Origin of the sequence: Streptomyces lanatus, from assembly GCF_014655715.1 — a bacterium.
In the GTDB taxonomy this organism is placed as follows: Bacteria; Actinomycetota; Actinomycetes; order Streptomycetales; family Streptomycetaceae; genus Streptomyces; species Streptomyces lanatus.
Genome location: NZ_BNBM01000006.1, coordinates 12259 through 38362, shown reverse-complemented (window position 1 = coordinate 38362; position 26104 = coordinate 12259). Strand labels below are relative to the sequence as shown.

28 protein-coding genes and 2 pseudogenes are annotated in these 26104 nt (G+C 71.2%); 17 read left to right on the top strand and 13 right to left on the bottom strand.

Translation table 11 applies throughout. The annotated features are described in order from the left end of the window. Positions 1–94 precede the first annotated feature (94 nt). Complete coding sequence (locus IE325_RS17560; protein WP_373315183.1) at positions 95–1318, top strand: SLC13 family permease; 1224 nt, start codon at positions 95–97, stop codon at positions 1316–1318. 4 nt (positions 1319–1322) lie between these two features. Then, positions 1323–1823 carry a universal stress protein gene (locus IE325_RS17555; RefSeq protein ID WP_190070879.1) on the top strand — a complete coding sequence of 167 codons (501 nt, stop codon included), beginning with the start codon at positions 1323–1325 and terminating at the stop codon, positions 1821–1823. Between the two features lie 160 nt (positions 1824–1983). Here IE325_RS17555 and IE325_RS17550 read toward each other — a convergent pair whose 3' ends face one another. From IE325_RS17550 to IE325_RS17535, 4 genes are all read right to left on the bottom strand, one after another. Next, complete coding sequence (locus tag IE325_RS17550) at positions 1984–3087, bottom strand: CU044_5270 family protein (protein WP_190070878.1); 1104 nt, start codon at positions 3085–3087, stop codon at positions 1984–1986. Beyond that, the gene (locus IE325_RS17545; RefSeq protein ID WP_190070877.1) at positions 3084–3728 is read right to left on the bottom strand and encodes an RNA polymerase sigma factor; all 645 of its coding nucleotides are present in this window, start codon (positions 3726–3728) and stop codon (positions 3084–3086) included. The genes IE325_RS17550 and IE325_RS17545 overlap by 4 nt, the downstream gene beginning before the upstream one ends. A 73-nt stretch (positions 3729–3801) precedes the next feature. Then, positions 3802–4287: a hypothetical protein gene (locus IE325_RS17540; protein ID WP_190070876.1), complete on the bottom strand. Its 486-nt coding sequence runs from the start codon at positions 4285–4287 to the stop codon at positions 3802–3804. Then, the gene (locus IE325_RS17535) at positions 4284–5117 is read right to left on the bottom strand and encodes a class I SAM-dependent methyltransferase (RefSeq protein WP_190070875.1); all 834 of its coding nucleotides are present in this window, start codon (positions 5115–5117) and stop codon (positions 4284–4286) included. The genes IE325_RS17540 and IE325_RS17535 overlap by 4 nt, the downstream gene beginning before the upstream one ends. Before the next feature lie 58 nt (positions 5118–5175). Here IE325_RS17535 and IE325_RS17530 point away from each other — a divergent pair. The 3 genes and pseudogenes from IE325_RS17530 to IE325_RS17520 all read left to right on the top strand — a co-directional run bounded on the left by IE325_RS17530 (position 5176) and on the right by IE325_RS17520 (position 6755). Then, a pseudogene (locus IE325_RS17530) lies at positions 5176–5896 on the top strand (GntR family transcriptional regulator). 167 nt (positions 5897–6063) lie between these two features. Continuing rightward, the gene (locus IE325_RS17525; protein ID WP_190070874.1) at positions 6064–6270 is read left to right on the top strand and encodes a hypothetical protein; all 207 of its coding nucleotides are present in this window, start codon (positions 6064–6066) and stop codon (positions 6268–6270) included. After that, the gene (locus IE325_RS17520; RefSeq protein WP_190070873.1) at positions 6267–6755 is read left to right on the top strand and encodes a DUF6415 family natural product biosynthesis protein; all 489 of its coding nucleotides are present in this window, start codon (positions 6267–6269) and stop codon (positions 6753–6755) included. Before IE325_RS17525 ends, IE325_RS17520 begins: the two co-directional genes overlap by 4 nt. A 113-nt stretch (positions 6756–6868) precedes the next feature. Here the strand turns inward: IE325_RS17520 and IE325_RS17515 are convergent, their stop codons facing one another. From IE325_RS17515 to IE325_RS17505, 3 genes are all read right to left on the bottom strand, one after another. Beyond that, a complete protein-coding gene (locus IE325_RS17515) occupies positions 6869–7438 on the bottom strand; it encodes a tellurite resistance TerB family protein (protein WP_190070872.1) in 570 nt (189 codons plus the stop codon). Between the two features lie 149 nt (positions 7439–7587). Next, the gene (locus IE325_RS17510; RefSeq protein WP_190070871.1) at positions 7588–8088 is read right to left on the bottom strand and encodes a hypothetical protein; all 501 of its coding nucleotides are present in this window, start codon (positions 8086–8088) and stop codon (positions 7588–7590) included. Positions 8089–8199: 111 nt separating this feature from the next. Further along, positions 8200–8529 carry a GYD domain-containing protein gene (locus IE325_RS17505; protein WP_190070870.1) on the bottom strand — a complete coding sequence of 110 codons (330 nt, stop codon included), beginning with the start codon at positions 8527–8529 and terminating at the stop codon, positions 8200–8202. A 237-nt stretch (positions 8530–8766) separates the two neighbouring features. On the opposite strand from IE325_RS17505, the gene IE325_RS17500 reads away from it, so the two are divergent. From IE325_RS17500 to IE325_RS17490, 3 genes are read left to right on the top strand one after another with little or no spacing between them, the layout of a single operon-like run. Next, the gene (locus tag IE325_RS17500; protein WP_229911856.1) at positions 8767–9369 is read left to right on the top strand and encodes an RNA polymerase sigma factor; all 603 of its coding nucleotides are present in this window, start codon (positions 8767–8769) and stop codon (positions 9367–9369) included. Beyond that, positions 9366–9962, top strand: a complete 597-nt coding sequence (locus IE325_RS17495; RefSeq protein ID WP_190070868.1) for a hypothetical protein — start codon at positions 9366–9368, stop codon at positions 9960–9962. Before IE325_RS17500 ends, IE325_RS17495 begins: the two co-directional genes overlap by 4 nt. Continuing rightward, positions 9946–11208, top strand: coding sequence for an acyltransferase family protein (locus tag IE325_RS17490; protein ID WP_229911855.1), 1263 nt, complete (start codon positions 9946–9948; stop codon positions 11206–11208). The genes IE325_RS17495 and IE325_RS17490 overlap by 17 nt, the downstream gene beginning before the upstream one ends. On the opposite strand, the gene IE325_RS17485 is transcribed toward IE325_RS17490, so the two are convergent. Further along, positions 11134–11463 (bottom strand): winged helix-turn-helix transcriptional regulator, encoded by a 330-nt coding sequence (locus IE325_RS17485; RefSeq protein WP_190070867.1) that lies wholly within the window; start codon positions 11461–11463, stop codon positions 11134–11136. The two genes, IE325_RS17490 and IE325_RS17485, sit on opposite strands and share 75 nt — an antisense overlap. Positions 11464–11600: 137 nt before the next feature. On the opposite strand from IE325_RS17485, the gene IE325_RS17480 reads away from it, so the two are divergent. The 3 genes from IE325_RS17480 to IE325_RS17470 all read left to right on the top strand — a co-directional run bounded on the left by IE325_RS17480 (position 11601) and on the right by IE325_RS17470 (position 14111). After that, positions 11601–12491, top strand: coding sequence for an NAD(P)-dependent oxidoreductase (locus IE325_RS17480; RefSeq protein WP_190070866.1), 891 nt, complete (start codon positions 11601–11603; stop codon positions 12489–12491). A 1-nt stretch (position 12492) separates the two neighbouring features. After that, positions 12493–13377, top strand: a complete 885-nt coding sequence (locus IE325_RS17475; protein ID WP_190070865.1) for an NAD(P)-dependent oxidoreductase — start codon at positions 12493–12495, stop codon at positions 13375–13377. A gap of 119 nt (positions 13378–13496) precedes the next feature. Beyond that, positions 13497–14111, top strand: a complete 615-nt coding sequence (locus IE325_RS17470) for a dihydrofolate reductase family protein (protein ID WP_190070864.1) — start codon at positions 13497–13499, stop codon at positions 14109–14111. On the opposite strand, the gene IE325_RS17465 is transcribed toward IE325_RS17470, so the two are convergent. Both IE325_RS17465 and IE325_RS17460 read right to left on the bottom strand, forming a co-directional pair. Next, positions 14105–15739, bottom strand: a complete 1635-nt coding sequence (locus IE325_RS17465) for a transglycosylase domain-containing protein (protein ID WP_190070863.1) — start codon at positions 15737–15739, stop codon at positions 14105–14107. The genes IE325_RS17470 and IE325_RS17465 overlap by 7 nt on opposite strands. Continuing rightward, positions 15736–16782, bottom strand: coding sequence for a sigma factor-like helix-turn-helix DNA-binding protein (locus IE325_RS17460; RefSeq protein WP_229911854.1), 1047 nt, complete (start codon positions 16780–16782; stop codon positions 15736–15738). The genes IE325_RS17465 and IE325_RS17460 overlap by 4 nt, the downstream gene beginning before the upstream one ends. Positions 16783–16993: 211 nt before the next feature. Here IE325_RS17460 and IE325_RS17455 point away from each other — a divergent pair, with 211 nt between their 5' ends. The 4 genes from IE325_RS17455 to IE325_RS17440 all read left to right on the top strand — a co-directional run bounded on the left by IE325_RS17455 (position 16994) and on the right by IE325_RS17440 (position 20551). Then, a complete protein-coding gene (locus tag IE325_RS17455) occupies positions 16994–17509 on the top strand; it encodes a SigE family RNA polymerase sigma factor (RefSeq protein ID WP_190070861.1) in 516 nt (171 codons plus the stop codon). Then, a complete protein-coding gene (locus IE325_RS17450; RefSeq protein WP_190070860.1) occupies positions 17499–18254 on the top strand; it encodes a hypothetical protein in 756 nt (251 codons plus the stop codon). Before IE325_RS17455 ends, IE325_RS17450 begins: the two co-directional genes overlap by 11 nt. Positions 18255–18264: 10 nt before the next feature. After that, complete coding sequence (locus IE325_RS17445) at positions 18265–19209, top strand: RNA polymerase sigma-70 factor (RefSeq protein WP_190070859.1); 945 nt, start codon at positions 18265–18267, stop codon at positions 19207–19209. A 136-nt stretch (positions 19210–19345) separates the two neighbouring features. Continuing rightward, positions 19346–20551 carry an NAD(P)/FAD-dependent oxidoreductase gene (locus IE325_RS17440; protein ID WP_190070858.1) on the top strand — a complete coding sequence of 402 codons (1206 nt, stop codon included), beginning with the start codon at positions 19346–19348 and terminating at the stop codon, positions 20549–20551. A 62-nt stretch (positions 20552–20613) separates the two neighbouring features. Here IE325_RS17440 and IE325_RS17435 read toward each other — a convergent pair. The 3 genes and pseudogenes from IE325_RS17435 to IE325_RS17425 form a co-directional block, all read right to left on the bottom strand. Beyond that, a pseudogene (locus IE325_RS17435) lies at positions 20614–21539 on the bottom strand (Ppx/GppA family phosphatase). 48 nt (positions 21540–21587) lie between these two features. Next, positions 21588–22610, bottom strand: a complete 1023-nt coding sequence (locus IE325_RS17430) for a glycoside hydrolase family 5 protein (protein WP_190070857.1) — start codon at positions 22608–22610, stop codon at positions 21588–21590. 83 nt (positions 22611–22693) lie between these two features. Beyond that, the gene (locus tag IE325_RS17425; RefSeq protein ID WP_229911878.1) at positions 22694–23281 is read right to left on the bottom strand and encodes a TetR/AcrR family transcriptional regulator; all 588 of its coding nucleotides are present in this window, start codon (positions 23279–23281) and stop codon (positions 22694–22696) included. Between the two features lie 128 nt (positions 23282–23409). Between IE325_RS17425 and IE325_RS17420 the strand changes: the two genes are divergently transcribed. Then, positions 23410–24429 carry an aldo/keto reductase gene (locus IE325_RS17420; RefSeq protein ID WP_190070856.1) on the top strand — a complete coding sequence of 340 codons (1020 nt, stop codon included), beginning with the start codon at positions 23410–23412 and terminating at the stop codon, positions 24427–24429. 85 nt (positions 24430–24514) lie between these two features. After that, entirely contained in the window at positions 24515–26095 is a 1581-nt protein-coding gene (locus IE325_RS17415) for an alpha/beta hydrolase (RefSeq protein WP_190070855.1), read from the top strand. Positions 26096–26104 lie beyond the last annotated feature (9 nt).

The following is a 26104-nucleotide window of genomic DNA, read 5'->3' as shown; positions in this document are numbered from 1 at the left end:
AGGCGACAGCCACAGTCACAGCCCCGCCACCGTCACCGCCGTACGGAAGGAACCGGAACTGAACGCCCCGCTCGCGGAGACCCTGTCCGCGGCCATGCTCGTGCTCGTGCTGGTCTGCGCCGTCGTCCGCCCCTTCAACTGGCCGGAGGCCGTGGTCGCCGTCCCGGCCGCGGCGCTGGTGGTGGCCACCGGGGCGATCTCGGTGGGTGACGCGCTGGACGAGGCGGAACAGCTCGGCCCGGTGATCGGCTTCCTGGCCGCCGTACTGGTTCTCGCCCAACTCTGCGACGACGAGGGCTTGTTCCAGTGGTGCGGCGCATGGATGGCACGTACGGCGGCGGGTCGGCCACGACGCCTGCTCGCCCAGGTGTTCCTGGCCGCGTCGGCGATCACGGCCGTACTGAGTCTCGACGCGACGGTCGTACTGCTCACACCCGTGGTGTTCGCGACGGCGGCCCGGCTCGGCGCCCGCCCCAAGCCGCACGTCTACGCCTGCACGCACCTCTCCAACACGGCGTCCCTCCTCCTCCCGGTGTCCAATCTGACCAACTTGCTGGCGTTCGCGGCCAGCGGGCTGAGCTTCACCCGGTTCGCCGCGCTGATGGCGCTGCCGTGGCTGGCCGCGATCGCCGTCGAATACCTCGTCTTCCGGCGCTTCTTCGCCACCGACCTGGACGCCGGCGCGCAGGCCCCGTCCGGCGGCGACGCCCCCGAACTGCCCCTGTTCGCGCTGCTCACGGTGGCGGGCACGCTGGCCGGGTTCGTGCTGACCTCGGCCGTCGGCATCGACCCGGCCTGGGCCGCCCTGGCCGGGGCCGCGGTCCTCGCCGTGCGGGCCCTGCTGCGGCGCCGTACGACACCGAGGGCGCTGGTGAGTTCGGCCTCGCTGCCGTTCCTGGCCTTCGTGCTGGCGCTCGGGATCGTGGTGCGGGCGGTCGTGGACAACGGCCTCGACACGGCGCTCGGCCGGCTGATTCCCGACGGCACCGGGCTCGCGGCCCTGTTCGGGATCGCCCTGCTGGCCGCCGTACTGGCGAACGTCATCAACAATCTGCCGGCGGTGCTGGTGCTGCTGCCGCTCGCGTCCGGTTCCGGTCCCGGCGCAGTCCTCGCCGTGCTGCTCGGCGTCAACATCGGCCCCAACCTCACCTACGCCGGATCGCTGGCGACGCTGCTGTGGCGGCGTATCGTCCACGCCCATGACACGGAGGTTCAGCTGCGGGAGTTCACGCGGCTCGGCCTGTACGCCGTACCCGCGAGCCTGTGCGCCGCTGTACTGGCACTGTGGGCGTCGCTGGCGGTGATCGGAGGAGGCTGATCGTATGGCGGTGGTGGTCGTCTGGGTCGTCGAGGGCACCTGGCCCGCGTGTGTGGACGCCGCGCGGGCGCATGCTCCCGAGGGCGCCGAGATCGTCCTGCTGCACGTCACCGGGCACGATGTCGCCGACGCCGCGCACGGCGCGTTCGCCGGGCTGCTTGGCCGAGGGCATCCGGAACGCGACCCCGGCACCCGCGTCGAACACCTCGCCGCCGCCTCCGCCGAGAGCCTGCTGCGAGCGGCCGCCGAACGCCTCGCCCGCCCCTGCACCCGCAGCGAGCGCACCGGGCGCGTCGAGCGCGAGGTGGTCGCCGCGACCGACGGCGCCGACCTGCTCGTCCTGGCCCGCGACGGCGACCGCTCCCGCCTCGGCCCGCACAGCCTGGGCCCGGCAAGCCGCTTCGTCGTCGACCACGCCGCCTGCCCACTGCTGCTGGTGTGGCCGGAGTCGGCGCCTGACCTGGGGACGATGCCGCCCCCGCCCCCGCCGCCGCATCACGGGTGACGGCGGTGGAGGCGGGGCGGTGTGTCAGCCGGTCTTGGCCGGGGTCTGCTGCATCTCCGATGCATCTCCGATCTGCTGGTCCTGGCCCGAGCCGGCCCCCGACCTGGCGACGATGCCGCCCCCGCCGCCGCATCGGGGCTGACGGCGCGGGCGTGGGGCGTCAGCCGTTCCGCGTCGGTGTCTGCTTCATCTCGTCGACGACGGCCCGCTTCATGATCGCGCTGGTGAAGGTGACCGTACCGGGTGTGATCAGGGCGTCCGTGCCGGTGCCCTTGCGGACCTGGACGGTGCGTTCGCCGAGGAACACATGGGTCTTCCGGTCGAAGATCCACTCCTCGCGCTGCCCGCTGGTCTCGTCGAGCCGGGCCACCGCGATCCCGTGCCGTCCGGCCGCGTCCACCGCGTCGTCGACCACGACGACACCGGGGATCTTCGCGGCGGCCTTGAACAGCGCCGGGTACAGCTCCGCCGGAGGGTAGCTCTCGCCGAGCAGGTCACCGATGGTGGTGAACGCCTGCTGGTCGGGGGTGTTGCCCATCCCCTCGGTCTCCTTGTAGATCTTCGCGAGGAGTTCGTCGGGGTCGGTGGTGAGCTTGGCGAGGTAGTCGTAGGAGGGGGCGTTCAGCGTCGCCTCGGGGGTGTTGCCCTGCTCGTCGGGCAGGCTCAGGGTCTCGCCCTCGGGGCTGTCATTGACCGAGGGGTCGATGAGCCAGCCCTCGGTGCCGTCGGCGGACTCCCACACCTGCCGGGTGTGCAGCGCGTGACTGGCCAGGCTCGACTTGTCGCCGACGGTCTTGATGAAGCTGTCGGCGGACTTGGACTCGATGTAGATGAACTGCCCCGGCCTGACGTCCGGATGGGAGGTGTCGGCCGCCGCCAGCGAGATCCGGTCGATCAGCTGAGGCATGCCCTTGGTGGTCGCCGCACCGATCTTCGTCGTCAGCGCCGGCCCGGTGGCGACCCCGCTGTCCCTGACCCCGGCGCCCCCGCCGCTCTGCCACACCCCGGCGACGACCGCCGCCGCCACGGCGACCGCGGTGAGGGGCAGGGTGATCGCCGGGCGCGGGAGGCGCAGACGGCGCTGCTGCCGGGGCGCTGACGTCTCGGTGCGCTCGTCGCGCCGTATGTCGTGGATCTGGGCCATCAGTCGCTCCTTGTGGAACTCGTGGCGGCCCGACGGCAGGTCACGCGCCGTACCCGAGAGCAGCTCGGAGATGCTCCGGTCCTGGTCGGCCGGGTGCGGCCGGGGCGTGTTCGCGTTCATCGGTTTCCCTCCTGTGCGGGCCGGATCACGCTGGTGTGATCACCTCTTGTCTGTCGTGCGGGCCGGCCGCCTTCCCGATTTCCGGGAACTTTCTCGTACGGCGTCCCTACAGCGGCGTCCTCCGCATGCGCCCGCAGCTTCCTGCGAGCCCGGGACAGCCGGGAGGCCACCGTGCCGACGGGCACCCCGAGCGCCACCGCCGCGGCCTCGTAGTCCAGGCCCTCGACCAGGCAGAGCGTGACGACCTCGCGTTCCGGTGCGCGCAGCCTGGCCAGGGCGGTGAGGGCGGTCGCGACCCGGCGCCGGTCGTCGACCCGGTCGGCGACCTCGTCCGCGTGGTCGGGCACCGACAGCTCGGCCGCGGCGGCGGCGTTGGCGGCGGCGCGGTAACGCCGGTTGCTGCGGTACTGGTTGCGGGCCGTGTTGGTGGCGATGCCCAGCAGCCAGGGCCTGAGCGAGCCGCCTTCGGGATCCACCCGGTCGCGCAGCCGCCATGCCTCCAGGAAGGTCGCGGCCATCACGTCCTCGGCCACCGACCAGTCGGCGGTCAGCCGGAAGGCATGGTTGTAGACCGCGCGGGCGTAGCTGTCGAAGAGCTCGGCGAACGCGCTCGATTCCCCGGCCCGTACCCGGGTTCGCATATGAGTGCTCACATCAATGAGCTGTCCGGCACCCCGGACCGGCTTCCCGTGATCTGTGCCACATGCCGGGGTCTCAGGCCCTTCGCGCAGCGCCGTCAGGCCACACGACGTCCACGGGGAGACCGGCGTCGCGCGCCGCCAGGACGGTGTCCGTGGTGCCGCCGCCCTTGCCGCTCGGCGGTTCGCCGTTCCAGACCGCGACCAGTCGCTCGGCCCTCTTCAGCAGCGTGCGATTGGCGTCTTCGTACGCCGAGCGGTTCGCGGTCTCGTGGTCCAGGACCACGACTTCGGCCGCGGCCTCCACGAGCCGGTCGAACGTCTCCTCGTGATCGGGCTCGACCTTGTTCCGCCGGTAGTCCTGCGAGGGAATGACTGCGATCAGGCGTCCGCCGAGTTCCAGCACGACTTCGGCGAATACGGAGTCCGAGCCCTGGGCGATGCACGAGACGCCGGTCAGATCGAAGGCATACGGCGCGAGCGCCTCCCGCAGGGCGTCTCGGACGAGGGAGACGCTGGGCGCGGTCAGGTCCATGTGCCCGGTGACGGCGATGGTGGTCATCTCGCTCCTTCAGCGCCGCCATGGCGCCGTCCGACGGCCAGCAGGTGGGAGCTTGCCGCGAGCAGTTCCGGATACGGCTCCGCCATGCGCGCCGCGGTGAGCGCCGATTCGAAGAGGGCGGAGTCACGGAAGTCGCTGCCGGTGTTTCGCTCGGCCGCGGCGAGCATGGACCAGGCCGGGCCCTCGACGCCGAACACCTCGGCGGCTTCGAAGCCCGCCGCGGTCACCTCGTCGCGCAGTTGCTCGCCGCTGTGGAAATAGGCCGCGGTGAACGCCTTCCTCCCGTCGTGGACTTGCGAGGCGAGGATGCCGCCGATGCTCCTGCGCATCGTCTCCTTGTGCAGGTGCGCGAAGGCGGCGTGCTCGAACAGGCTGGAGTACCGGTTGATGCCAGCGGCTGCCAGAAGGCCGCCCGGTCTCAGCACCCGGTGGGCCTCCGCGAGCGCTTGGTCGCGGTCGGCGCGCTTGGGCAGGTGGTAGAGCGGGCCGAGCAGGAGCACCACGTCGTAGGAGCCGTCTTCGGCGGTGAGCCGGCGGGCGTCGCCCAACTCGACCGTGGCGCCGGTTTGTTCGGCTTGCTTGACATGACGGGGGATCGGGTCGACGAGGTGCAGGGCGTAACCGTCCTCGACGAGCCAACGGGCATGCGCCCCGGGCCCACCGCCGACGTCGAGGATCCGGGCGGGCGGTGGGGGCAGATAGCGGCGCAGCAGTTCCCGCGTGCGTACCATCTCAAGCCGACCGTCAGCCGTCGTACTCAGCCGCTGGGCCTCATCGATGGTCTCGGCGTAGAACCTCACGATCTCCGGCGCTACCTCGGGGCTCGTCATGGGGGCATTCTGAGGGCTGACCGGTGGACCAGTCCAGTGATCGGAAGTGTGTGCGTCCATGTCATTGCTGAAGTACGAGCAGATTGCCGAGGATCTGCGGACCAGGATCGCGGGCGGCGAATTCGGTCCCCGGTGAACTGCTGCCGTCCGGCCGTGATCTGGCAGAGCAGTGGAATGTCTCCAGGGCGACGGTGGTCAAGGCGTACGACGTGCTCCGTAATGACGGCCTGGTCATCGCGCGCCAAGGTGCGGGGTTCACAGTGGTGGAGACGCCGGTCGCGCGGCCTGCCGGTGGGCGCCGAGCGGGCTCCACCCGGCTGTCGGGTGGTGCGCCTTTTCGGCGGCTGGGTGTGCCTGACCGGATTGTGCCGCCGGAGCATGTGAGGGACCTCCTTGGACTGAGGGGAGGGGAGACCGCGTTGCGCCGGGCGCGGCTGGTCCTGCTGGATGACGGGGCTCCGGGCACGCTGGTCACCGCGTGGTTTCCGCCGGACATCGCGGACGCTGCCCCTCGGCTCGCTCTGGCGGGCCCGATCGCAGAGGGAACGACCCATTACGTGCGGCGCGAAACAGGTCGGGTGCCCTTTGAAGGCGTTGACGTCAAGACGGTCCGTCTGGCCACCGGGGAGGAGGCTCGCCTGCTTGAGGTGGACCGGCCCGTTGCCGTCGCTGTAGTGGTGCACATGGCGTATGACCGGGATCGACGCCCCTTGGTGTGCGAAGAGGGCGTCACTGCCTCGCATGTGTTCGAGGAGACCGACAGGTACCCGATGGGGTAGCGCTTCTTCAGATCCGCTTGACTGGACCGGTCCACCGGTCCAATCTCTGGTTGTGCCGTGCTCGTCGGCCGCGTCCGCGGTCGCGCTGTGCCCGGCTACCGAAATGGGAACCCCGGCGACCGCTGACACGGCCCCGGGGAGCGGCCAACCTGAGAGAGCAGGTCGACATGACGAACGCTACAGCTCCCCGAGATCCCGGGGTCAAGATGACGCTGCGGGTGTACACCGTGGACCGCTACGGCGCGGTGACCGAGGAGCGCGGCACCGTGGGCATCCTGCGCGACACGGAGCCGCAGCCACTGCCGCAGATGTCCCCGAACCCGCCCTGCGCGTGTGCGTGCTGCCGGGCCGAACGGCCGGCGGTTCTCCAGTGAGCGCCGCCCAAGAGGAGACGGGCACCCAGGCACCCACCCCCGCCACAATGCGCGCCGCCGCGTCCTGGTTTCTCGATCAGCCGACGCTGCCGCGACACGAGAACCTGAAGCTCTGGCACGCGGACCTCGGCGGCTTCCTTGAGCGGCTGATCCCAGTCGTCGAGGAACTCGCGGCGGGTCTGCCTACGGGCGACGTGCCCGCGCAAGTCGCCTTGGTCGGCGTCGGTGAGGCGGAACGGCGGCTGCGTGAGCCGGAGGCGGCAGGGCTGCACGGCGAGACCCAGCGCGCGATGCGGCTCGCCCGCTCCGTCCTGGCCCTGTGCGATCACCACGCCGCGCTCACCGGGGCGCCCATGTGCCTGGCCTGCGACAAGCCGATCGAGGACGGTCAGGTGTCGATGCCGTACGCCCGAGTCAGTCTCTCCTGTGACGCGGTCGGCGCGGGCCGCGTCCACGTCATCTGCGTCAGCACCCCGCACCGCTGACGCCCGCATGCACCGACAACCGGCCCCGCTCCTCTGCTTCCCCCGTGGCAGGAGGGCGGGGCCTCGGCCGCAAGGACGTCACATAGGTGCGGCGCCCCCTGCCCACCGCTCGCTCACAGCCCGAACTCCTGCGCGGACAGCCCCAGTACCGAGCAAGCCTCCCGCAGCACCTGCTCCTCGGCCGGCGCGATGTACCCGTCCGCGCCCGCCACCACGAAACCCGTCTGTACGACCGCCCGGGCCTCCGTGGGCTTCTTCGCGGCCTTGGCGATCTCCTGGAGGGCCTCGGTCTTGCCCTGCTGGAAGTTGTACGACAGTTGGTCGACATGCTTGTTGAAGCGCTGCCGCAGCTGCTCGGACGGGAAGTTCTGCAGGACGTCGTTGTTGAGGATCAGGGACTCCACATGCTGCCGCTCGGCGGGGTCGACATTCCCGTCGGCGGCGGCGACCAGGGCGCACATGGCCATGCTGGCGTCCCGGTAGGCGCCGCTCTTCAGCTCCGTCTTGAGCGAGGTGAGCTGTGACTTCAGCGCGCTGACCAACTGGGCCTTGGAACCCGAGCCGGACCGGCCGCGTCCGCCGGACCCCGTCCCCGGCTGCCCGTGCCCGCCCGCGCCCCGTGCGCCCTGGGCCTGCTGCTGCAGTCCCTTGGCCTGGTCCTTGATCCGATCCCACATCGCCATCCGTGCCACCTCGGCTTCAGCCCGTGTCGTTCCGGTCGTCCTCTTGCGCTTCGCGTCTCATCCAGCCAACGTCCGCGCCCCCACCCGAGTTCCCCCTCACACATCCCTCACAGCATCCTCAAGGAAACCGGGCGCCACACATCAGCCGTTCAGCCGTACAGCGCCACCCGGGGTGCCACCGTCGCCTTGACCTGCGGGTCGGCGACCGTGACCCGGTAGACCTGGGTGAGGGTCTCGCCCGGATGCAGGGTGCGCCGGGCCTTCGCGAGGTCGGTGAACAGGGTGCCGGTCTGCGTACCGACCTCCACGGCCTCCCAACAGCCGTGCGCCGTACGCCGCTCCACCTCGACGTCCGCCGGATCGAGGAACGGCCCTCCGTCCGGCGACACCACCAGAAGCTGCGGGGCGACGGTCCGGTCCGTGGGGCCGTCGTTGCGGTAGCCGACCGTGAACGCGTGCCGCTCGCCGTCGGCCGGGAGGGGACCGGCGGGGAGGTCGACGAAGCCCGAGGGTGCGAAGGACGTCTGTTCCCGCGCCCCCGCCTCCGTCGCGGCCGTCGCCGGACCTGTGGCAGTGGCTGTGGCCAGACCGCACAGGGCCACGACGAGGGCGGCGGAAGCGAGCCTGAGACGACTGTTCTTCAACGACACGTGCGCTGGTCCTTCGTATTCGCTCGGGTGAACCGGCCTGACCGGCAAGCCTGTCGGTCACGCATGTACTCAAGGTTACGGCCACGTGCGAACGCGAAGACCACGCCTTGTTCAGCCGCCCTGCGCCCCCGGCGCGCGGAACGCGACCTGTCTGCGGGCCGCCTCGTCGATCTCGTCCACGGTGAGCAGGGGCGTGGCCCGGGTGTCGAGGGCGCCGCTGGCCTTCACGGCGAGGCTGGCGGCGGCCATGGAGACGGGGTCGGGGAAGTCGATGATGAGGATGAGGTCGTCCCGGCCGAAGGCGAAGTACATGGCCTCGACCTTGCCGCCGAGACCGGAGACGACCTGCTCGACGGCGGCCCGGCGCCCGCTCGCGCCCTCCCTGAGCAGCCCTTTGGTGCCCTCGGACGTATAGCTCGCCTGGATGAGGAACTTCGGCATCGGGACGCTCCTGCCCATCGCTCGTCCGGTACCCCGGAACTCCGTACGGGCAAGGGCCTTCCCGCCGCCAGGGCGGCCGCCATCCGCCGCGGCGCCGGATTCACCCGTTGGCAGTCGCCCCGCTGTCACCGGTTGCTCCCCCGGCGCCCGTGTAACGCTTTTCGCGCCCCGGCCCAAGAACAGATGAAGTGTTCGTATGCGGGAGCCGTGTGCGGGAGCCGTGCGAAGGAGTCGCCAGTGGACGGAGCGCAACAGTTACCGGTCGGGCCCGCCGCGGCGGTGCGTGACCCGAGGCTCTTCGAGGAGTTCTACCGGCGCCATGTCGAGGCGGTGATGCGTTTCGTGGCCCGGCGGGTGGACGACCCGCACACCGCGGCCGACCTCGCCGCCGAGATCTTCCTCGCCGTCCTCGACTCGGCCCACACCTACCGGCCCCGCCTCGGCAGCGAGACGGCCTGGCTGTACGGCATCGCCCGCAATGTCGTCTCCTCGGAACGGCGCCGGATCGCCAGGGAGGCCGAACGCGATCTGCGCCTGTCCGGGCGGCGGTTGCTGGAGGCCGACGACATCGCCCGGATCGAGGACCGGCTCGACGCGGAGAGCCCGGGGCGGCGGGTGCTGGCCGCGCTCGTGCGGCTCCCCGAGAGCGAACGGGCCGTCATGGAACTGGTCGCGGTGGACCAGCTCACCGTCACGGAGGCGGCGGCCGCGCTGGGCATCCGCCAGGTCACCGCCCGGGTCCGGCTGCACCGGGCACGCAAGACGCTGCGCGGGGAGGCGGACCCGCCGGCCGTACCGACCGATCCGTCGCCTGCGTACGTCCTAGGGGGAGAAGCATGAGCACGACGAAGTCGACCTTCGAGGACCGGCTGCTGGCCGAGCTGACGAGCGAGATCGAGCGGCGCCGCGAGGACGTCCCGGACGGGGGCGGCAGCCGTTCGAAGGCCCGCATGCGCCGCCTCGCCGTCGTCGCGGCCGCATGTGCCGCGGCCTGGGTCGCCGCCGTGGTGGTGCCCGGCTCACCGGCCGGGGCGAAGGCGTACGCGGTCGAGCCGCACGGCGACGGCAGCGTCACGCTCAGGGTCAAGGACCAGGAGCTCGACATCGGCGCCCAGCATGAACTCGCTCGCGAGGTACGTCCGTTGGGCATCCAGGTCACCGTGGAGGTGATCGCCGAGGGTTATGTCTGCGAGCGGGACCGGGATCGCTTCGAACGACCCGGCATCTGGGCGATCGCCAAGGACGGAAGCCTCGTCCCCATCCGTGGACTGGACGCCCGCTCGACGATCACCCTGCACCGAGGTGACCTGCTGGTCTTCGAGAACACCAAGGGCTACACCCGGCCGAACTCCGTCAAAGCCTATGCGGACAAGGCCGATTACCAGCCCTGCGTCCCGGTGAAGCCGAAGAGGAAGAGTGGCCGGAATCAGTAGCAGCGGTCCCGATTCACACCGCTACGGCTGGCTCGACGCCCTCCGCGGCATCGCCGCACTCGTCGTCGTCCTCGACCACTCCTCGTACTCCTACCTCCCGGAGTTCCGCCGCGAACTGATGCCCCACTTCAACACCAGCCGCTACGGCATCATGGTGTTCTTCCTGGTGAGCGGCTACATCATCCCGGCATCGCTGGAGCGCCGCCGCTGTGTCCGGACCTTCTGGACCGGACGCCTGCTGCGCATCTACCCCCTGTACGCGGCCGTCATCACCCTCGCCCTCGCCTTCGACCTGACGCGCATCGCGGAGATCGGCCCGGACCTCGACGGACAGAGCCCGGCCTCCGTGGCCGTAGCCCATATCACCCTCCTCCAGGAGCTGTTGGGAACCCCGAACCTCCTCCTGGTCCTGTGGACGCTCTCCTACGAAATGGCCTTCTACCTGCTGGTCGTCTGTCTGTTCACGGTCCGGCTCCACCGCCACTCGGCGGCCGTCTCCGCCACTCTCGCGGTTCTCGCCGCCGCGAGCGCGATGGCCGGGATCGCCCTGCCGACGTCCGCTCTCTCCGGCGCGGTCGGCACCGGCCCGCTGATCGTGTGGGCGTCGCTCACCATGGCGGTGGCCATCGGCTGCGCGAGCGCCGAGGCGTATGCGCTGCGTGTGTTCGGGGGCGTGCTGGGCGCGGTTCCGGCGCTCGTCCTGGTCGCCCTCAACGCCACGGTCCCGCTGTGGGAGAGCCTGGTGATCCTCGCAGTGATGTTCCTCGGCACCGCCGTCCACCGGGCAGAGCGCGGCCAGATCACTTGGGCGCGCGCGGGCTGCACGACCGCGGTGGTGCTGGTCTGCGCGGTGGCGAGCGCCAACTGGTACGGCGACGGGCGCCAGTTCACGGCCGGCGGCTGGACCCTGGCGTTCGCAGCGGCCGTGCTCACCTTCGCCACCGGACTGGCCCTACGGCACCACCGAACCCCCCGCCCACTCACCGCCCTCGGCATCATCAGCTACTCGGTCTACCTGGTGCACCCGCTGCTCCTGGCGGTGAGCGACGGCACGCTGGGGCGATCACGGCAGGACGATCCCGTACGCGAAGTCCTGTTCGTCGCCGTGCTGTTGCCGCTGTCGGCGCTGACGTACCGCTTCGTGGAGGTACCCGGCCGGAATCCGCGGAGATCACGGGATGGCCTCGATGCGCTCCATGTGCTCCTCGCCCCACTCGCCGAGCGGCGCCATCGCCGTATTGAGTGAGTGGCCGAATTCGGTCAGCGAATACTCCACCTTCGGCGGGACCTGGTAGTGGACCTCGCGATGCACCAGGCCGCTTTTCTCCATCTCTCGCAGCTGAAGCGTCAGCATCCGTTCGCTGATCCCGGGAAGGGTCCGCCGCAACTCACCGAAGCGTAACCGCCCTTCACCCAGCGAGAACAGGATCAGGCCCTTCCACTTCCCTCCCATGACGGCGATCGCGGCGTCGAGACCACAGATATAGGTCCGCTCCTTCATGTTCCTCGGCCCTCCCACTAACAATTCTTTCAGTACCCCACAAAATTGTAGGTACTTGAGGGAATGTGCGTGAACAACCAGCATGGGCCGTGCGCGATTTCGATATTTCCGTGAGCGGACGTGAATGGAGTCGAAGCATGGCTGAGAGCGATCGCACACCCGTGACCGTCATCGGGCTGGGTTCGATGGGCCGGGCACTGGCCGGGGCGTTCATCGACGCCGGACATCCGACGACGGTGTGGAACCGCACACCGGGCAGGGCCGCGGCCCTCGTGGAGAGGGGAGCGGTGCGGGCGGCGACGGTGGCGGCCGCCGTGACGGCGAGCCCGCTGGTCGTCACGTGTCTGACCACCTTCGAGGACACCCGATCCGCCCTGGAGCCGGCCGCGACGGCGTTACCCGGACGGGCCGTCGTCACCCTGAACAGCGGCGCGCCCGCCGGCGCCCGGGCCATGGCCGCCTGGGTGACGGGGCATGGCGCCCGCTTCCTGGCCGGGGCGGTCAAGAACGTGCCGTCGGCCGTGGGAGAGGCGGACACGCTGCTCTACTACGGCGGTGACCGAACGGTCTTCGACGAGTACGAGACGGCGCTCAGGACACTCGGCGGCGACACCGTCCACCTCGGGGACGAGCCCGACCTCGCCGCCCTCTACGAAATGGCCGTCGGCGCCACGCTGCTGCCTGCCCTCGTCGGCTTCTTCCAGGGGGCGGCGGTCCTCCAGTCGCGTGGGCTGGAGGTGAGCAGCATGGTGCGGTACGCCGAGAAGTGGCTGGACATGATCAAGTCGCTGCTTCCGGTGTACGCGAAGGAGATCGACAGCGGCGACTACACCGACGCCGCGTCCTCGGTGAACCTCTTCCTCGCGGGCTCGGCCCACGACGCGGACCTGACCGAGGAGACGAACGTCGACACCGCCTGGCTCACCCCCCTGCACGACCTGGTCCGACGCGCGGCCGAGGCGGGACACGGCGAGCACAGCATCTCGGCGCTGACAGAGGTGCTCAGGAAGCCGGAGAGGGCGGCCTAGCGTGGGACGGCGGGATGTATCGGTCATCGGCCTCGGCCCGATGGGGCGGGCCATGGCGAGGGCGTTCCTCGGGCGGGGGCACCGGGTCACCGTCTGGAACCGGAGCACGGGCAGCGCGGACGAGTTGGCCGCCGAGGGGGCCCGGCGGGCCGCCACCGCTCGTGACGCGGTGGCCGCGAGCGAGCTGATCGTCCTCAGCCTGACGGACCAGCACGCGATGTACGCGGTCCTCGGGCCGGCCACCGACGAGCTGTCCGGGCGCGTCCTGGTCAATCTCGGTTCGCAGACCCCGCAGAGTGCCCGGGACGCCTCGCGGTGGGCGTCGGGCCACGGTGCCGCGTACCTCACCGGTGGCGTACTGGCCTCGCCCCCGGGCATCGGGCAGCCCGGTTTCTCCACTTTCTACAGTGGGCCGAAGGACGTCTTCGACACACACCGGGAGACCTTGGAGGTGCTCACCGGCACCGACTTCCGCGGCGAGGACCCGGGGCTTGCGGCGCTGTACTACCAGGCCGGGATGGATCTGTTCTGGACGACGGTGCTGGGCTGGCTGCACGCCCTCGCGATGGCGGACGCCCAGGGCGTCGGCGCCGAGGAGCTGCTGCCGTCGATGTCGTCCGTGCTGTCCGGCATGCCGGACTTCCTGGCCCACTACACACCGCGCATCGCTGCCGGTGAGCATCCGGGCGACATCGACAGACTCGCCATGGGCGCGGCGAGCGCCGAACACGTCCTGCGCACCGCCCAGGACACCGGCGTCGACCCCTCACTGCCGAACGCGGTCCTGGAGATCTTCCGGCGGGGCACGGCGGCCGGGCATGCCGACGACAGCGTGACCAGCCTGATCGAGGTCCTGAAAGCGCCCACCGGGGTCGGCGGCGACTGACGCCGAAGGCGGCACTGAAGCAGGTCACGGCCGATTCCACCGGCGGTGTCGAATGCGCCGCCCGCCGATCGACGTGAGAGTGAAGGCACACCCCCGTCACCCACCCAGGAGCCCCCCTCATGACCGTGACCGCCGACCTCGCCATCTCCCTCGACGGATATATCGCCGGCCCCGACGTCACCCTCGACAACCCGGGCGGCACCGGTGCCGAACCGCTCTTCGAGTGGATCCACAACCTGGCGAGCTGGCGGGAGCGGCAGGGCATGAGCGGTGGTGAGGAGAACCGTGACTCCGAGCTGATGCGGGAGTGGTTCGATGCGACCGGCGCGGTGGTGATGGGGCGCACGATGTACGACACGGGCGAGGAGTTCTGGGGCGACAACCCGCCCTTCCGCACCCTGGTCTTCGTCCTCACCCACCGCCCCCGCCCCACCCTGGTCAAGGAGGGCGGCACCACTTTTACCTTCGTCACCGACGGCATCCACCACGCCCTCGACCGGGCGAGGGCCGCGGCCGGCGACCGGAACGTCGACATCGCGGGCGGCGCGAGCACCGTACGGCAGTACCTGGGCGCGGGACTCATCGACGAGCTGCAGCTGCATGTGGTGCCTGCACTGCTCGGCGCGGGTCTGCGGCTCTTCGAGGGGCCGGGGGCCGTGCGCCGGGACGTGGAGCCGGTGCGGGTTGAGGCCACGGCGCTGGCTACTCACCTGAAGTATCGCCTCAGTCAGTGAGCCATGATCCCCGTCGCCACCCCCTCCGCGAACTCCACCGGCGGTGGCTCGTTCGGTAGTTGGGCCGGGGTCGTCGTGTTCTTCTTGGGGCCGGGGCGGTCGGCGAACAGGGCGACTGTGAGGGTGAGGTCGGGGTCGTAGGCGGTGGTCCATACCGTGCGGCGGGTGGTGCCGCCGCCCGCGCCGCCTGTGAGGAGGGGCTTCGTCACGCTCGGGGTGGCGGCGGTGGCCGGGGACGGGCGGGTGCCCATCATCAGCGCGGCTTTCTCGTCGAGGACGCGTCGTACCTCGGGGTGGGCCCGGTAGACGGTGCGGCCCTCGCGGGTGATGCGGGTGACGGTGTACGGGGTGGCGTGCTCGCCGCCGGCCGCGAGGGTCGCGTACGCGGAGGTGAGGGCGAGTGGGGTCGGTGCCGTGGTGCGGAGTACGGCGCGCAGGGGCTCGCCCGCCAGGCGGTCCATCTTGACGAAGGGGTCCAGGGCCGTGCCCGCCTCCACCGCCCCGCTCACCGCGTCGTTGAAGGGCTGGCGTGCGTAGTCCGAGCCGCCGTACAGCAGGCGTACGGCTCCGTCGCCGGGCACCAGGCCCACGACCGCCGTGTGTACACGTACGCCGTCCTTGCCGCCGGGATGGTCCTGGACCAGCTGGGTGGCGCGGTCCTGGAGGGCCAGGTCGAAGGTGGTCGTCACGCTGTAGCCGCCGCTCGCGAGCTGGTCCTCGGTGATGCCGAGCCGGTCGGCGGCCTCCTTCGCGGCGACGTCGATCAGATACTGGCGCTGGCCCTCCGTCTCGCCCGGCGGGTAGAAGCGGAAGGCCGGGAAGCGGGCCTCGGTGCGCTGCCGTGCCGTGATCGTGCCGCTCGCCGCCATCGCGTCCAGCACCCACTCCCAGCGGTCCGCCAGCTTCGCGGTGACCTTCGCGTCCGAGCCCGCCTTCTCGTAGTACGACGGGATGTTGACGATGGACGCCAACGCCGCGCCCTGCGCGATCGTCAAGTTCTTCGCGTCCACTCCGAAGTAGTTGCGCGATGCCGACTGGATGCCTGCCGCTCCCCGGCCGAAGTAGACCGTGTTGAGGTAGCCCTCCAGGATCTCGTCCTTGCTGCGGGTGCGGTCCAGTTTGATCGCGACGATCGCCTCGCGGGCCTTGCGGGTCAGTGAACGTTCCGGGCTGAGCAGCGCGTTCTTCACATACTGCTGGGTGATGGTCGAGCCGCCCTGCGGTTCGCCGCCGGTCAGGGCCGCGAGGGTGGCCCTCCCTATAGCTCTCGGCGAGATGCCGTTGTCCGTGCGGAACGAGCGGTTCTCCGCGGCTATCACCGCCTCCTGTACATGGCGGGGGATGGACGAGAGGGGTACGTCCTGGCGGTCGACCGGGCCGCGGCGGCCGAGGTAGGCGCCGCCCTTGTCGAGGAACACCGTGCTCTGGGTGACCGTCTCGGGGTGCGGCTTCGGGATCGGGGTGAGCTGGTACGCCACGACCGCGGCCGTGCACAGCGTCGCGAGCAGGGCCAGGAAGGCGTACAGGAGGCGGCGGAGCCTGCGGCCCCGGGTGCGGCGGAAGCGGATGCGCAGGGGGGTGTGGACGCGGGTGTGGCGTGGGGTGCGTTCGCGGTGGGGTTCCGTCATGCCCGCCACCACTCGCGGTCCGAGCGGGCGGCCACCTTGCCCGAGGCGTCGTAGACGGTCACGATCCGTTCGTCCCCGTCCCCGTCCAGTAGCGCCTTCATCTGCTTCTCGGGCACGGGCGCTCCCGCGTACCAGACGCCCCAGCCCGGGCTGCCCGCCAGGACGAGGATCTTCGCCGTGGTCGTGTCGCCGTCGTCGCCGGTGCGTACCTCCACCCGGCTCGGTTCGCCGCGCAGGCCGTGGAAGAGGCCCGACAGGAGGTAGCCGCCCTTGACGGTGTCCACCCGCAGGGTGACCCCCGGTTCGTCGAGCGGGCGGTCGCCGTCGTCGCCCGCGATGGTCACCGGAGCCGACCAGTGCCCGCCGTCCGCGGTCAGCCACACCCGTACCCCGGGCCCCGCGGTGACCCGCTCGCCCGGCGTCACGACCCGGACGGGACTCGGTGCCGTACGGGGGCCGCCGGTCGCCAACTCCTGTGCGCCGCCCGCCCCCACCCGGCCGACGGCGAGCAGCGCGACCGGCGTGAGGAGCGCCGCGCAGGCCGCCGCGGCCACCGCGACCCGGCGCCGGCGCAGTTCGCGGCCCCGTCCCTGGATGCCGGGCAGCGGCACCTCGGACGGGACGACCTCCCCGGCCGTCCGGGCGTACACCTCGCGCAGCTGCTCCGGGCCGGCGCCGGCCGCGTGCAGGCCGTGCCGGATCCGGGCCCGTACCGCGCCCGTCGAGCAGCCCAGCACCTGGGCGATCTCCGTGTCGGTCAGTCCCTCCCAGAACCGCAGGACCAGCACGGCCCGGCGGCGTGCGGCCCGCCGTCCGCGCGGCCCGCGCAGGTGCATCCGCACCAGACAGCGCCGTACATGGAAGTCCACGTCGTCGCGCGGCACGCGCCGCCACCGTGCGCACATCCGCGCCAGCGTTCTGCGCGCCAACTCCTCCGCCGCGCCGTCGTCGTCGGTGAGCAGCCGCGCCGTCACGACCAGCCGGGGCCAGTGGGCGCGGGCGTAGGCGGCGAAGTCGTGGGGCGCGTGGTGGGGTGCCGGCACGTGGGGGTCCTTCGGCTCGGGGACACGTTCGTGGCCGGGCGCGCGGGCGTCCGGTCCGCGACCGCCGTGAGGAAAAGCACCGTCCGGGAAGTGGGAGCCGGGGACGCGTGTGCTGCGTCTTCCTGGTGGGGGCCGCGGGACTTGTACGCACGGCGGAGGTGGCCGGGTTGCACGGAAAGGGCACCGATTCCGGTGGAGGCATGACCGACGCATGACCGAGGACGAGTTCGACGCTTTCTACGCCGCCGCGTTCCCCCGGCTGACCGGGCAGCTCTACGCCTTCACCGGGGACCACGGCGAGGCCCAGGACGTCGTGCAGGAGGCGTTCGTGCGGGCCTGGGACCGGCGGGAGCGGTTCCTGGCGGACAGCGCGCCCGAGGCGTGGATCCGTACGGTGGCCATGCGGCTGGCGGTGAGCCGCTGGCGGCGGGCGAAACGCTGGCTGGAACTGGTACGGCGCAACCCGCCGCCGGAGCACACCCCGGGCCCGGGGCCCGAGTACACCGCGCTCGTCGCCGCCCTGCGCGAACTGCCCGAGGCACAGCGGATGGCGATCGTCCTGCACCATTTGTGCGACCTCAGTGTCGAACAGGTAGCCTCCGACACCGGTGCGCCCGTGGGGACCGTCAAGGCGCGGCTGTCCCGGGGGCGGGCGGCGCTGGCGAAGCACCTCGCGGCGGACGACGCCGATGTGCCGGTCCGGAAGGAGAGCGGCCGTGTCCGATGAACTCTCCGCCGCGCTGCGCGAGTTGGCCGCGGACCAAGGGACCCCGCCGACCGTCGACGGCGCCGCGATCCGCGCCCGCGCGACGCGCCGCAGGCGTCGCCGCCGGGTCACGGTCACCCTCGGCGCGGGCACCCTGGCCCTCGTCGTCCTCGGCCTCGCGCTGAACCTGAACTCCGGCGGGGCCCGGGAACACCCACCCGGCAGCCGCGTCCCGGCCACCACGTACTCCGCCCCGACGCCCACCCCCACACCCACGCCCACGCCTGAGCCCGTCGCCGGCACGCTCGACCTGCGCGGGGGCACCCTCACCGTCGACGGCCGGGCGCTGCCGGTCGTGTCGCGGAACGCCGCGCCGACGGAGTTCACCGGCCCGCTGACGGTGGTCGCCAAGCAGAACCCGCGACAGCTGACCTTCGAGGTGCCGTCCAAGGGGCCCGCCTATGTCAGCGTCCCGTACGTGGTCGAACTGCGCGACAGCGAGGGCCGGTCGCACTACATCGGCCAATACGTCCCCCAGCTGAAGGTGTTGAGTGACTACGAGGCCCAGGGCGGGCTGATCGCCCTCGACATCAAGGACGCCGAGTGGTTCCACGGCCGTATCCGCATCGGCGACACGATCTCGGTGACGGCCGGGGCGCGGCAGGGCACAAGGGCCGCGGAACCCACGGACGGTGCCAGGTCCGCCGAGGGTGCCCGGACGGCCGATCCCACGGCGTCCGTGTCCGTGCCACCCGCGCCCGGCTAGGATCCCGACCATGGCCCTGACCATGAGCGACGTGGATCGGTTCGAGGCGTCCAGGCCCCGTCTGGGGGCCATCGCCTACCGCCTTCTCGGCTCCGCGAGCGAGGCCGAGGACGCCGTGCAGGAGACGTTCCTGCGCTGGCAGGCAGCCGACGTGGACCGGATCGAGGTGCCCGAGGCCTGGCTGACGAAGGCGCTCACCAACCTGTGCCTCAACCAGCTCACCTCCGCCCGGGCGCGGCGCGAGACCTACGTCGGCCAGTGGCTGCCGGAACCGCTGCTCGCCGGTGACCCGATGCTCGGCCCTGCCGACACCGCCGAGCAGCGCGAGTCGGTGTCGTACGCGGTCCTCGCCCTGCTGGAGCGGCTCACGCCGAACGAGCGGGCGGTGTATGTGCTGCGGGAGGCCTTCGACTACCGGCACGGGGAGATCGCCGAGATCCTCGACATCACCGAGGCCGCCAGCCAGCAGATCTTCCACCGCGCCAAGGGCCATGTCGCGGCCGGCAAGGCCCGTACCGAGATCGACGAGGCCGCCGCGCGGCGGATCATCGACGAGTTCCTCGCGGCGGCGACCAGCGGTGACACCGACCCCCTGGTGCGGCTGCTCACCCAGGACGCCGTCTCGATCGGCGACGGCGGCGGGAAGGTCCCGGCCCGTGCCAAGGCGTTCGAGGGCGCGCTCGCGGTGGCGAAGTTCCTGCGGGGTCTGTTCAAGCCCGGCGAGGCCAAGCGCGCGCTGGTCGGCGGCTCGCCCGAGGTGTACGCCACGACCGCCAACGGCGGCCCCGCCCTCGTGGTGGTCCTCGACGGCAAGGTCATCGGCGTCATGTGCCTGGAGATCACCGCCGACGGCATCGCCGGCGTCCGCAACCAGGTCAACCCCGACAAGCTGGAGCGGGCGACCGAGCGGTGGGCGGCGACGGAACACGGCGACCCGCGGCTGACCATGTTCTGACCCCTTGTCCGACACCTTTTATCTGACCCCTTCCCGATGTGACGTGCTTCACATCGGGAAGCTGTCAGGAAACGGCGAGCTGCCCGGTTCAAGAGGCGAATCCGACAGAGATCCGCTTCCCGACAGGAGCAGCACCATGCAGTCGACGCAGCCCACTCCGCACCGCATCGTCGTCCTCGGAGCCGGATACACCGGCGCCATCGCCGCCGGGCGTCTCGCCAAGCGGCTGCACCGCGAGGACGTCGCCATCACCCTCGTCAACGCCGAGCCCGACTTCGTCGAACGCGTCCGGATGCACCAGCTCGCCGTGGGCCATGACCTCAGGCCCCGGCCGTTCACCGAGATGTTCGCGGGCACCGGCGTCGAAGTGCGGCTGGCGCGGGTCACCGGCGTCGACGTCGAGCGCCGGGCCGTCGCCGTCGAGTCCGCCGACGGGGCCGGGGAGCTGTCGTACGACACCCTCGTCTACGCCCTCGGCAGCAGCTGGAACGACCACGGTGTGCCGGGTGCCGCCGAGCACGCGTACGAGATCGCGAGCCGTCCGGGCGCGCTCCGGCTGCGCGAGCGCCTCGCCGCACTGGGCGCCGGGGAACGCGTGGTCGTCGTGGGCGGTGGCCTCACCGGTCTGGAGGCCGCGACCGAGATCGCCGAGGCCCGCCCGGACCTCGATGTCTCCCTCGCCGCCCGGGGCGGACTGGGTGACTGGCTCTCGCCCAAGGGTCGCCGGCATCTGCGCAAGGTCTTCGACGGGCTCGGCATCACGGCGTACGAGCACGCCGCCGTCACCGCCGTGGCGGCCGACCGCCTCACCACCGCCGACGGGGGTTCGATCCCGGCCGCGGTCACCGTGTGGACGACCGGCTTCGCCGTTCACCCGATCGCGGCGGCCACCACCCTGGACGTCGCCCCCGACACGGGCCAGATCGTGGTCGACGGGACGATGCGCTCGGTGTCGCACCCCGACGTGTACGCGATCGGCGACGCGGCCCTGGCGATGGGCCGCGGCGACAAGCCGCTGCGCATGTCCTGCGCCTCGGGCACGCCGATGGCCTGGCAGGCCGCCGACACCATCGCGGCCCGCCTGACCGGCGGCAAGCTCCCGAACGCACCCCTGCGCTACTTCAACCAGTGCATCTCCCTGGGCCGCAAGGAGGGCCTCATCCAGTACGTCACCGCCGACGACCGCGCCGTCAGCGCCGCCCTCACCGGCCGTCTCGCCGCCACGTACAAGGAACTGGTCTGCAAGGGCGCGGTCTGGGGCGTCGCCAACCCGACGATGGGTTTCCCGACCCGCCGCCGCCGGGTCGTACACCGCCCGGTCGAGGCGACGGCCGCGGCCTGAACGACCCACCCGAGCGGGCGCCTTCGACTCCGAGGGCGCCCGTTCGTGGACGACCGCGCAGGTCAGGGCGACGAGGGCACGGTCACGCGCAGGGCGTGCGAGGCGATCGGTACGCCGTCCAGGTCCGGCCTCCTGGCGCCGTCATGGTGCTCCATGTCGGCCCACCAGTCGGCCCCGTCCTCCAGATGGCGCAGGAGGATGCCTTCGCGCAGGGCCCACGGGCAGATCGTCAGGGTCTTCACATCGCTCAGTTTCATCGCGGCGTGCCCGATCAGCGCCCCGGCCAGGCTCTGTCCGGCCCGGGGTGTGGAGATGCCGGGCAGCGCGGCCCGCTCGCCGGCGGGCAGCGCGGCCAGCCGGTCTACGGCCCGGCGCAGATCGCGGCGGTGCAGGACCCGTTCGACGAAGGGCCCGCGGCGCCCCGGCGCGGCGCCGCACAGCCGCGCCAGTTGCTGGAAGGTCCGCGAGGTCGCGACGGCCGTCTGCGGATGTTCCCAGCGGATACGGGCGGAGACGTCACGCAGCTGATGGCGCACCTTGCGGCGCAGGGCGGTCACCTCGGACGGCTGGGGCGGGTCGTCCGAGTCGAAGAACTCACGGGTGAGCCGGTTCGCGCCGAGCGGCAGCGACGCCACGAACTCCGGTGTCCTGCCCCGCCCGAAGGCCACTTCGAGGGAACCGCCGCCGATGTCGAAGAGAGCCAGCGGACCCGAGCGCCAGCCCATCCAGCGCCGGGCGCCCAGGAACGTCAGGTCGCGAACGCCAGGGGTTCCGGCGCGTCCCACTGCCGGGCCATCTCTACGGCCGCCCGTAACGCCTTGACGAGCCGTTCCGTGGCCTCCTCCCCGAGCCGGCCGTCGCTGCCGATGTGTTCGGACAGACGTAGCTTCCACTTCGCGGTGTGCACCGGGAGGGGCACCCCGTCCCCGACGTCGCACACGGCCAGTCGGACCGTGTTGGAGCCGGTGTCCAGCACGCTTACTCTCATGGACTCGGCGTACCCCTCGCGGAACACGTGAAGCGTCGGTGACGTCGGCTACTTCCGCCAGGCCCAGTGCAGCCGGTCCAGCCCGCTGCGGTTGTTGAGCTTCAGGGAGAGGTGGGTGCCCGTGCCCTGGAGGGTGGTGAGGGAGTAGGTGTCGCCGTTGCGCAGGCCGGGCCAGTAGACCGAACCCAGGCCCAGCTCACGGACGGTGTCGGTGGCGGCCTGGATGTAGGCGACCTCGTGGGAGCCGTCGACGGGCCCGTTGTAGTCCAGTCCGGACGTCATGGTGGCGCCGAACTCGTCCAGGACGGTGCGCGAGGCACAGTCGCCGATGCGCTCCTTGAAGTCCTGCTTCCACTGGTCGTAGCTGGTCCAGTCGGTGTGCCAGAAGCCGTAGTTGTGCAGGGCAAGCCGGGTCCCGTCGAGCCGGCCGTCGGCGCACACCGGCTTGACGTCCTCGCTGTACTTGACGCCTCCGATGAGGATCCGGTCGCGGGGCACGGAGCGATGGTCGGTGACCCACTTCGCGGCGACGTCGCGCCACTCCTGGGAGGTGTAGCCGAACGGCTCGTTCATCGGCTCGAAGTACACCTTCGCATCGCGCGCGTAGGCACCGGTGATCCGCGCCCACATCCGGTCCCACGCGGCCGGGTCGTCGACCTTGCCGTCCTTGGCGTTGTCGCCCTCCCAGTAACCCAGGATGACCTTGAACCCCTTGTCGGTGGCGGCGTCGATCGCTCCCCGGTACGACTTCCAGAAGGGGCCGTTGACCGAGGACGGATTCACCGGTAGCCGGACGGTGTTGGCCCCCAGCTTGGCGAACCCGCCGATGATCGCCCGGGACTTGGCGTACGTGGTGGCGTAGCCGTCCGACGTGGACAGCCCCGACGGCACGACCTCGTCGTCGGCGTAGTTGTCGCGCGGGTCGGCCCAGTTGACCCCGTGGAAGTCACTGACGGGCGGCACCGAGGGGCGCGCGGACGCGGGGGAGGCGAGGGAGCCTCCGAATGCCGTGACGCAGGCCAGCAGCGCGCCGAGGCAGGCTGTCCGGCGATGGCGGTTCTCTCGTGGCACGGCATCCCCTTCTGAGCAGCTGTGTGCGATTCCCGCAAACTAGAAGCTGATCCCAACAGAGGTCAACACATCAGAACATAAAGTTACGGTGCTTTGCGCAGTCCGGCGACGAGCAGTCCGACCAGGCGCCGGGCGTCGTAGCGGGGGTCGGTGTCCGCGCCGACGCAGAGGTTGCCGACGCCGCGCATCAGCTCGTAGGCCTCGATGCCGGAGCGGATCTCGTCGGCGGCGGCCGCGGCTTCGAGGAGCTGGGCGCACACCGGCACGAGGCGGTCGAGGAAGTAGGTGTGCAGCGCGTCGAAGCCGGCGCTGTCGGACCGCATGACCGCCGCCAGCCCGTGCTTGGTGACGAGGAAGTCGACGAAGAGGTCGATCCACTGCCCCAGCGCGGCGTACGCGCTCGCACCCGTCGTCAGCAGGACCGGGCCGGCCTCGGCGCAGGCGTCGACCTGGTGCCGGTAGACGGCGATGATGAGGTCCGCCCGGGTCGGGAAGTGCCGGTAGATCGTGCCCAGTCCGACACCGGCCTCGGCCGCGATGTCGCGCACCGGTGCGTCCACGCCCTTCGCGACGAAGACCGCGGCGGCCGCGTCGAGCAGCGTCTCCTTGTTGCGCCGGGCGTCCTTCCGCCCGGGCGGTGCCCCCTCGTCGTCCTTCACCGACCCGCTCACTCCCTGCGCCGTCGCGCCCGCGTCCACGCTGCGTCCTCACCGTACGCCACCCGCTTGCCAAACCGGAACACCGTTCCGTATCGTCGAAACGGAACACTGTTCCGGATTGATCGTGAGGAGACAACCGCATGCAGTACCGCACCCTGGGCCGCACCGGCATCCAGATCAGCTCGCTCGCGCTCGGCGCGATGAACTTCGGCCGGATCGGGCGCACCACGCAGAGCGAGGCCACCGCCCTCGTCGACGCCGCTCTGGACGCCGGGATCAACGTCATCGACACCGCCGACATGTACAGCGCGGGCGAGTCGGAGGAGATGGTCGGCAAGGCCGTCGCGGGCCGCCGGGACGACATCGTGCTGGCGACGAAGGCGGCCCTGCCGATGGGCGACGAGCGCAACCACCGGGGCGCCTCGCGCCGCTGGCTGGTCACCGCACTGGAGGACAGCCTGCGCCGCCTCGGCGTCGACGACGTCGACCTCTACCAGATCCACCGCTGGGACCCGAGCACGAGCGACGAGGAGACCCTGTCCGCCCTCACCGACCTCCAACGCGCCGGAAAGATCCGCCACTTCGGCTCCTCGACCTACCCCGCGCACCGCATCGTGCAGGCCCAGTGGGCCGCCCGCGAGCACGGCCTGAGCCGCTACGTCACCGAGCAGCCCGGCTACTCGATCCTCCAGCGCGGCGTCGAGACCCATGTCCTGCCGGTGACCGAGGAGTACGGGCTCGGGGTGCTGGTGTGGAGCCCGCTCGCCTCGGGCTGGCTGTCGGGCGCGGTCCGCGAGGGCAGGGACATCACCACGAACCGCTCCGCCTTCATGCCGGACCGCTTCGACCTCACCCTGCCCGTCAACCGGGCCCGCCTCGACGCCGTCGAACGGCTGGCGAAGGTCGCCGACGAGGCCGGCCTGACCATGATCCAGCTCGCCCTCGGCTTCGTCACCGCGCACCCCGCCGTGACCGCCGCCCTCATCGGCCCCCGCACGACGGACCACCTCCACGCGCAGCTCGCCGCCGCGGACACGGTGCTCTCCGCCGATGTACTCGACGCCGTCGACGCGATCGTCGCCCCCGGTACCGACCTGGCGGCACACGAGAAGTTCGACACCCCGCCGTCGCTGCTCGAGGCATCGCTGCGCCGTCGCTGATTGACTCTCAGATCCCTTGATTCACAAGGGGGTTGAGGCGATTCTGTGGTCCATCTGTGAACTTCTGATTCATGGAGGGACACCCATGTCGCCCAACCCCCCACCGACCTCACTGATCCCGCGCGCGAAACTGGCCGTAGGAGCCCTGATCGCCACGCTGTTCGGCCAGTTACTCACCGGGACGGCCGCAGCCGCCCCCGAAAACACCTCGCGCTTAGCCTGGCAACCCTGCGAATCCCCCTCCAGCCAGGGCACGTTCGAGTGCGCCACCGTCAAGGTGCCCGTGGACTGGAAGCGACCGCACGGCGACACCATCGACCTGGCCCTCGCCCGTCACCTCGCCACCGACCCCGACAAGCGGATCGGCTCGCTGCTGGTCAACCCGGGCGGTCCGGGCGGCTCCGGCGTATCCTTCGCGCTCGCCGCGCCCGACGTCTTCTCGCCCGAACTGCTGGCCCGTTTCGACATCGTGGGTTTCGATCCGCGCGGCGTCGCCCGCAGCAACCCGCTCAAGTGCGACGAGGACCTGATCAACGCCCAGGGCGAACTGCTCTTCCCGGACAGCGCCGCCTCCTTCACCGCCCTGCGCGCCGCGAACCGCGCGCTCGGCGCGAGCTGCCGCGAACTCACGGGACCGCTCGCCGACCACATGGACACCGGCAGCGTCGTCCGCGACATGGACGCGATCCGCGCCGGCCTCGGCGAGCAGCGGATCAGCTACTACGGCGTCTCCTACGGCACCGCGATCGGCCAGCAGTACGCCGAGCGCTACCCGCACCGCATCCGCGCGATGACCCTCGACTCGAACATGGACCACAGCCTGGGCAACCGGGACTTCCAGCGCACCGAGACCGACGCGGTGGAGTCGTCGTACGGCCAGTTCGCCGACTGGTGCGCCCGTACGACGTCCTGCGCGCTCCACGACCGGGACGCCCGCGCCCTGTTCGACTCGCTCCACAAGCGCGCGGAAGCCGGCGACATCGTCCTGCCGGGCGACCCGCCCCAGCCGGTCACGCCCCAGGACCTCCAGGGCCTCGCCCTCAGCCATATGTACGAGCCGGCCTCCTGGTTCGACTTCGCCCAGCTGCTCTCCGACATCGACGCGGCCGACCCGGCGGCAGCGGGGGCCGTCCGCAAGTACGGCGAGCCGACGCCGTACCCGTTCCTCTCGGTGATGTGCCAGGACTACGACCTGAACGTCCCCTCCTACTCGTCCCTCGCCCGCATCGAACGCGAACTCGCCCGCCGCGCCCCCGTCACCCGCTTCAGCACCCTCGGCTGGACCGTCCAGACCGGCTGCCAGGACTGGCCGGCCGAGGTCACCAACCCCCAGCGCCGCCTCCACGTCGACGGCACGCCGCCGATCCTCATGACCAACAGCCGCTTCGACCCGGCCACCCCGTACTCCTGGGGCTCCAACGCGGCCCGCCAGATCGGCCGCGAGGCGGTGCTCCTGACGTACGACGGTGTGGGCCACGGCGACTACTGGCTGAGCCCGTGCACACGCGACGCCATCGACACGTACCTCACCACCCTCAAAACCCCACGCAAGGGCACCCATTGCCCCGCGGTGTGGCCGACCGACCCCTCCGCGCAACGCCGGTCCCCGAACGGCGAACTCATCAACCCGCTCCCGGACTTGGTGGGTACGGGGACCTACCGCTGAGTCACTCCC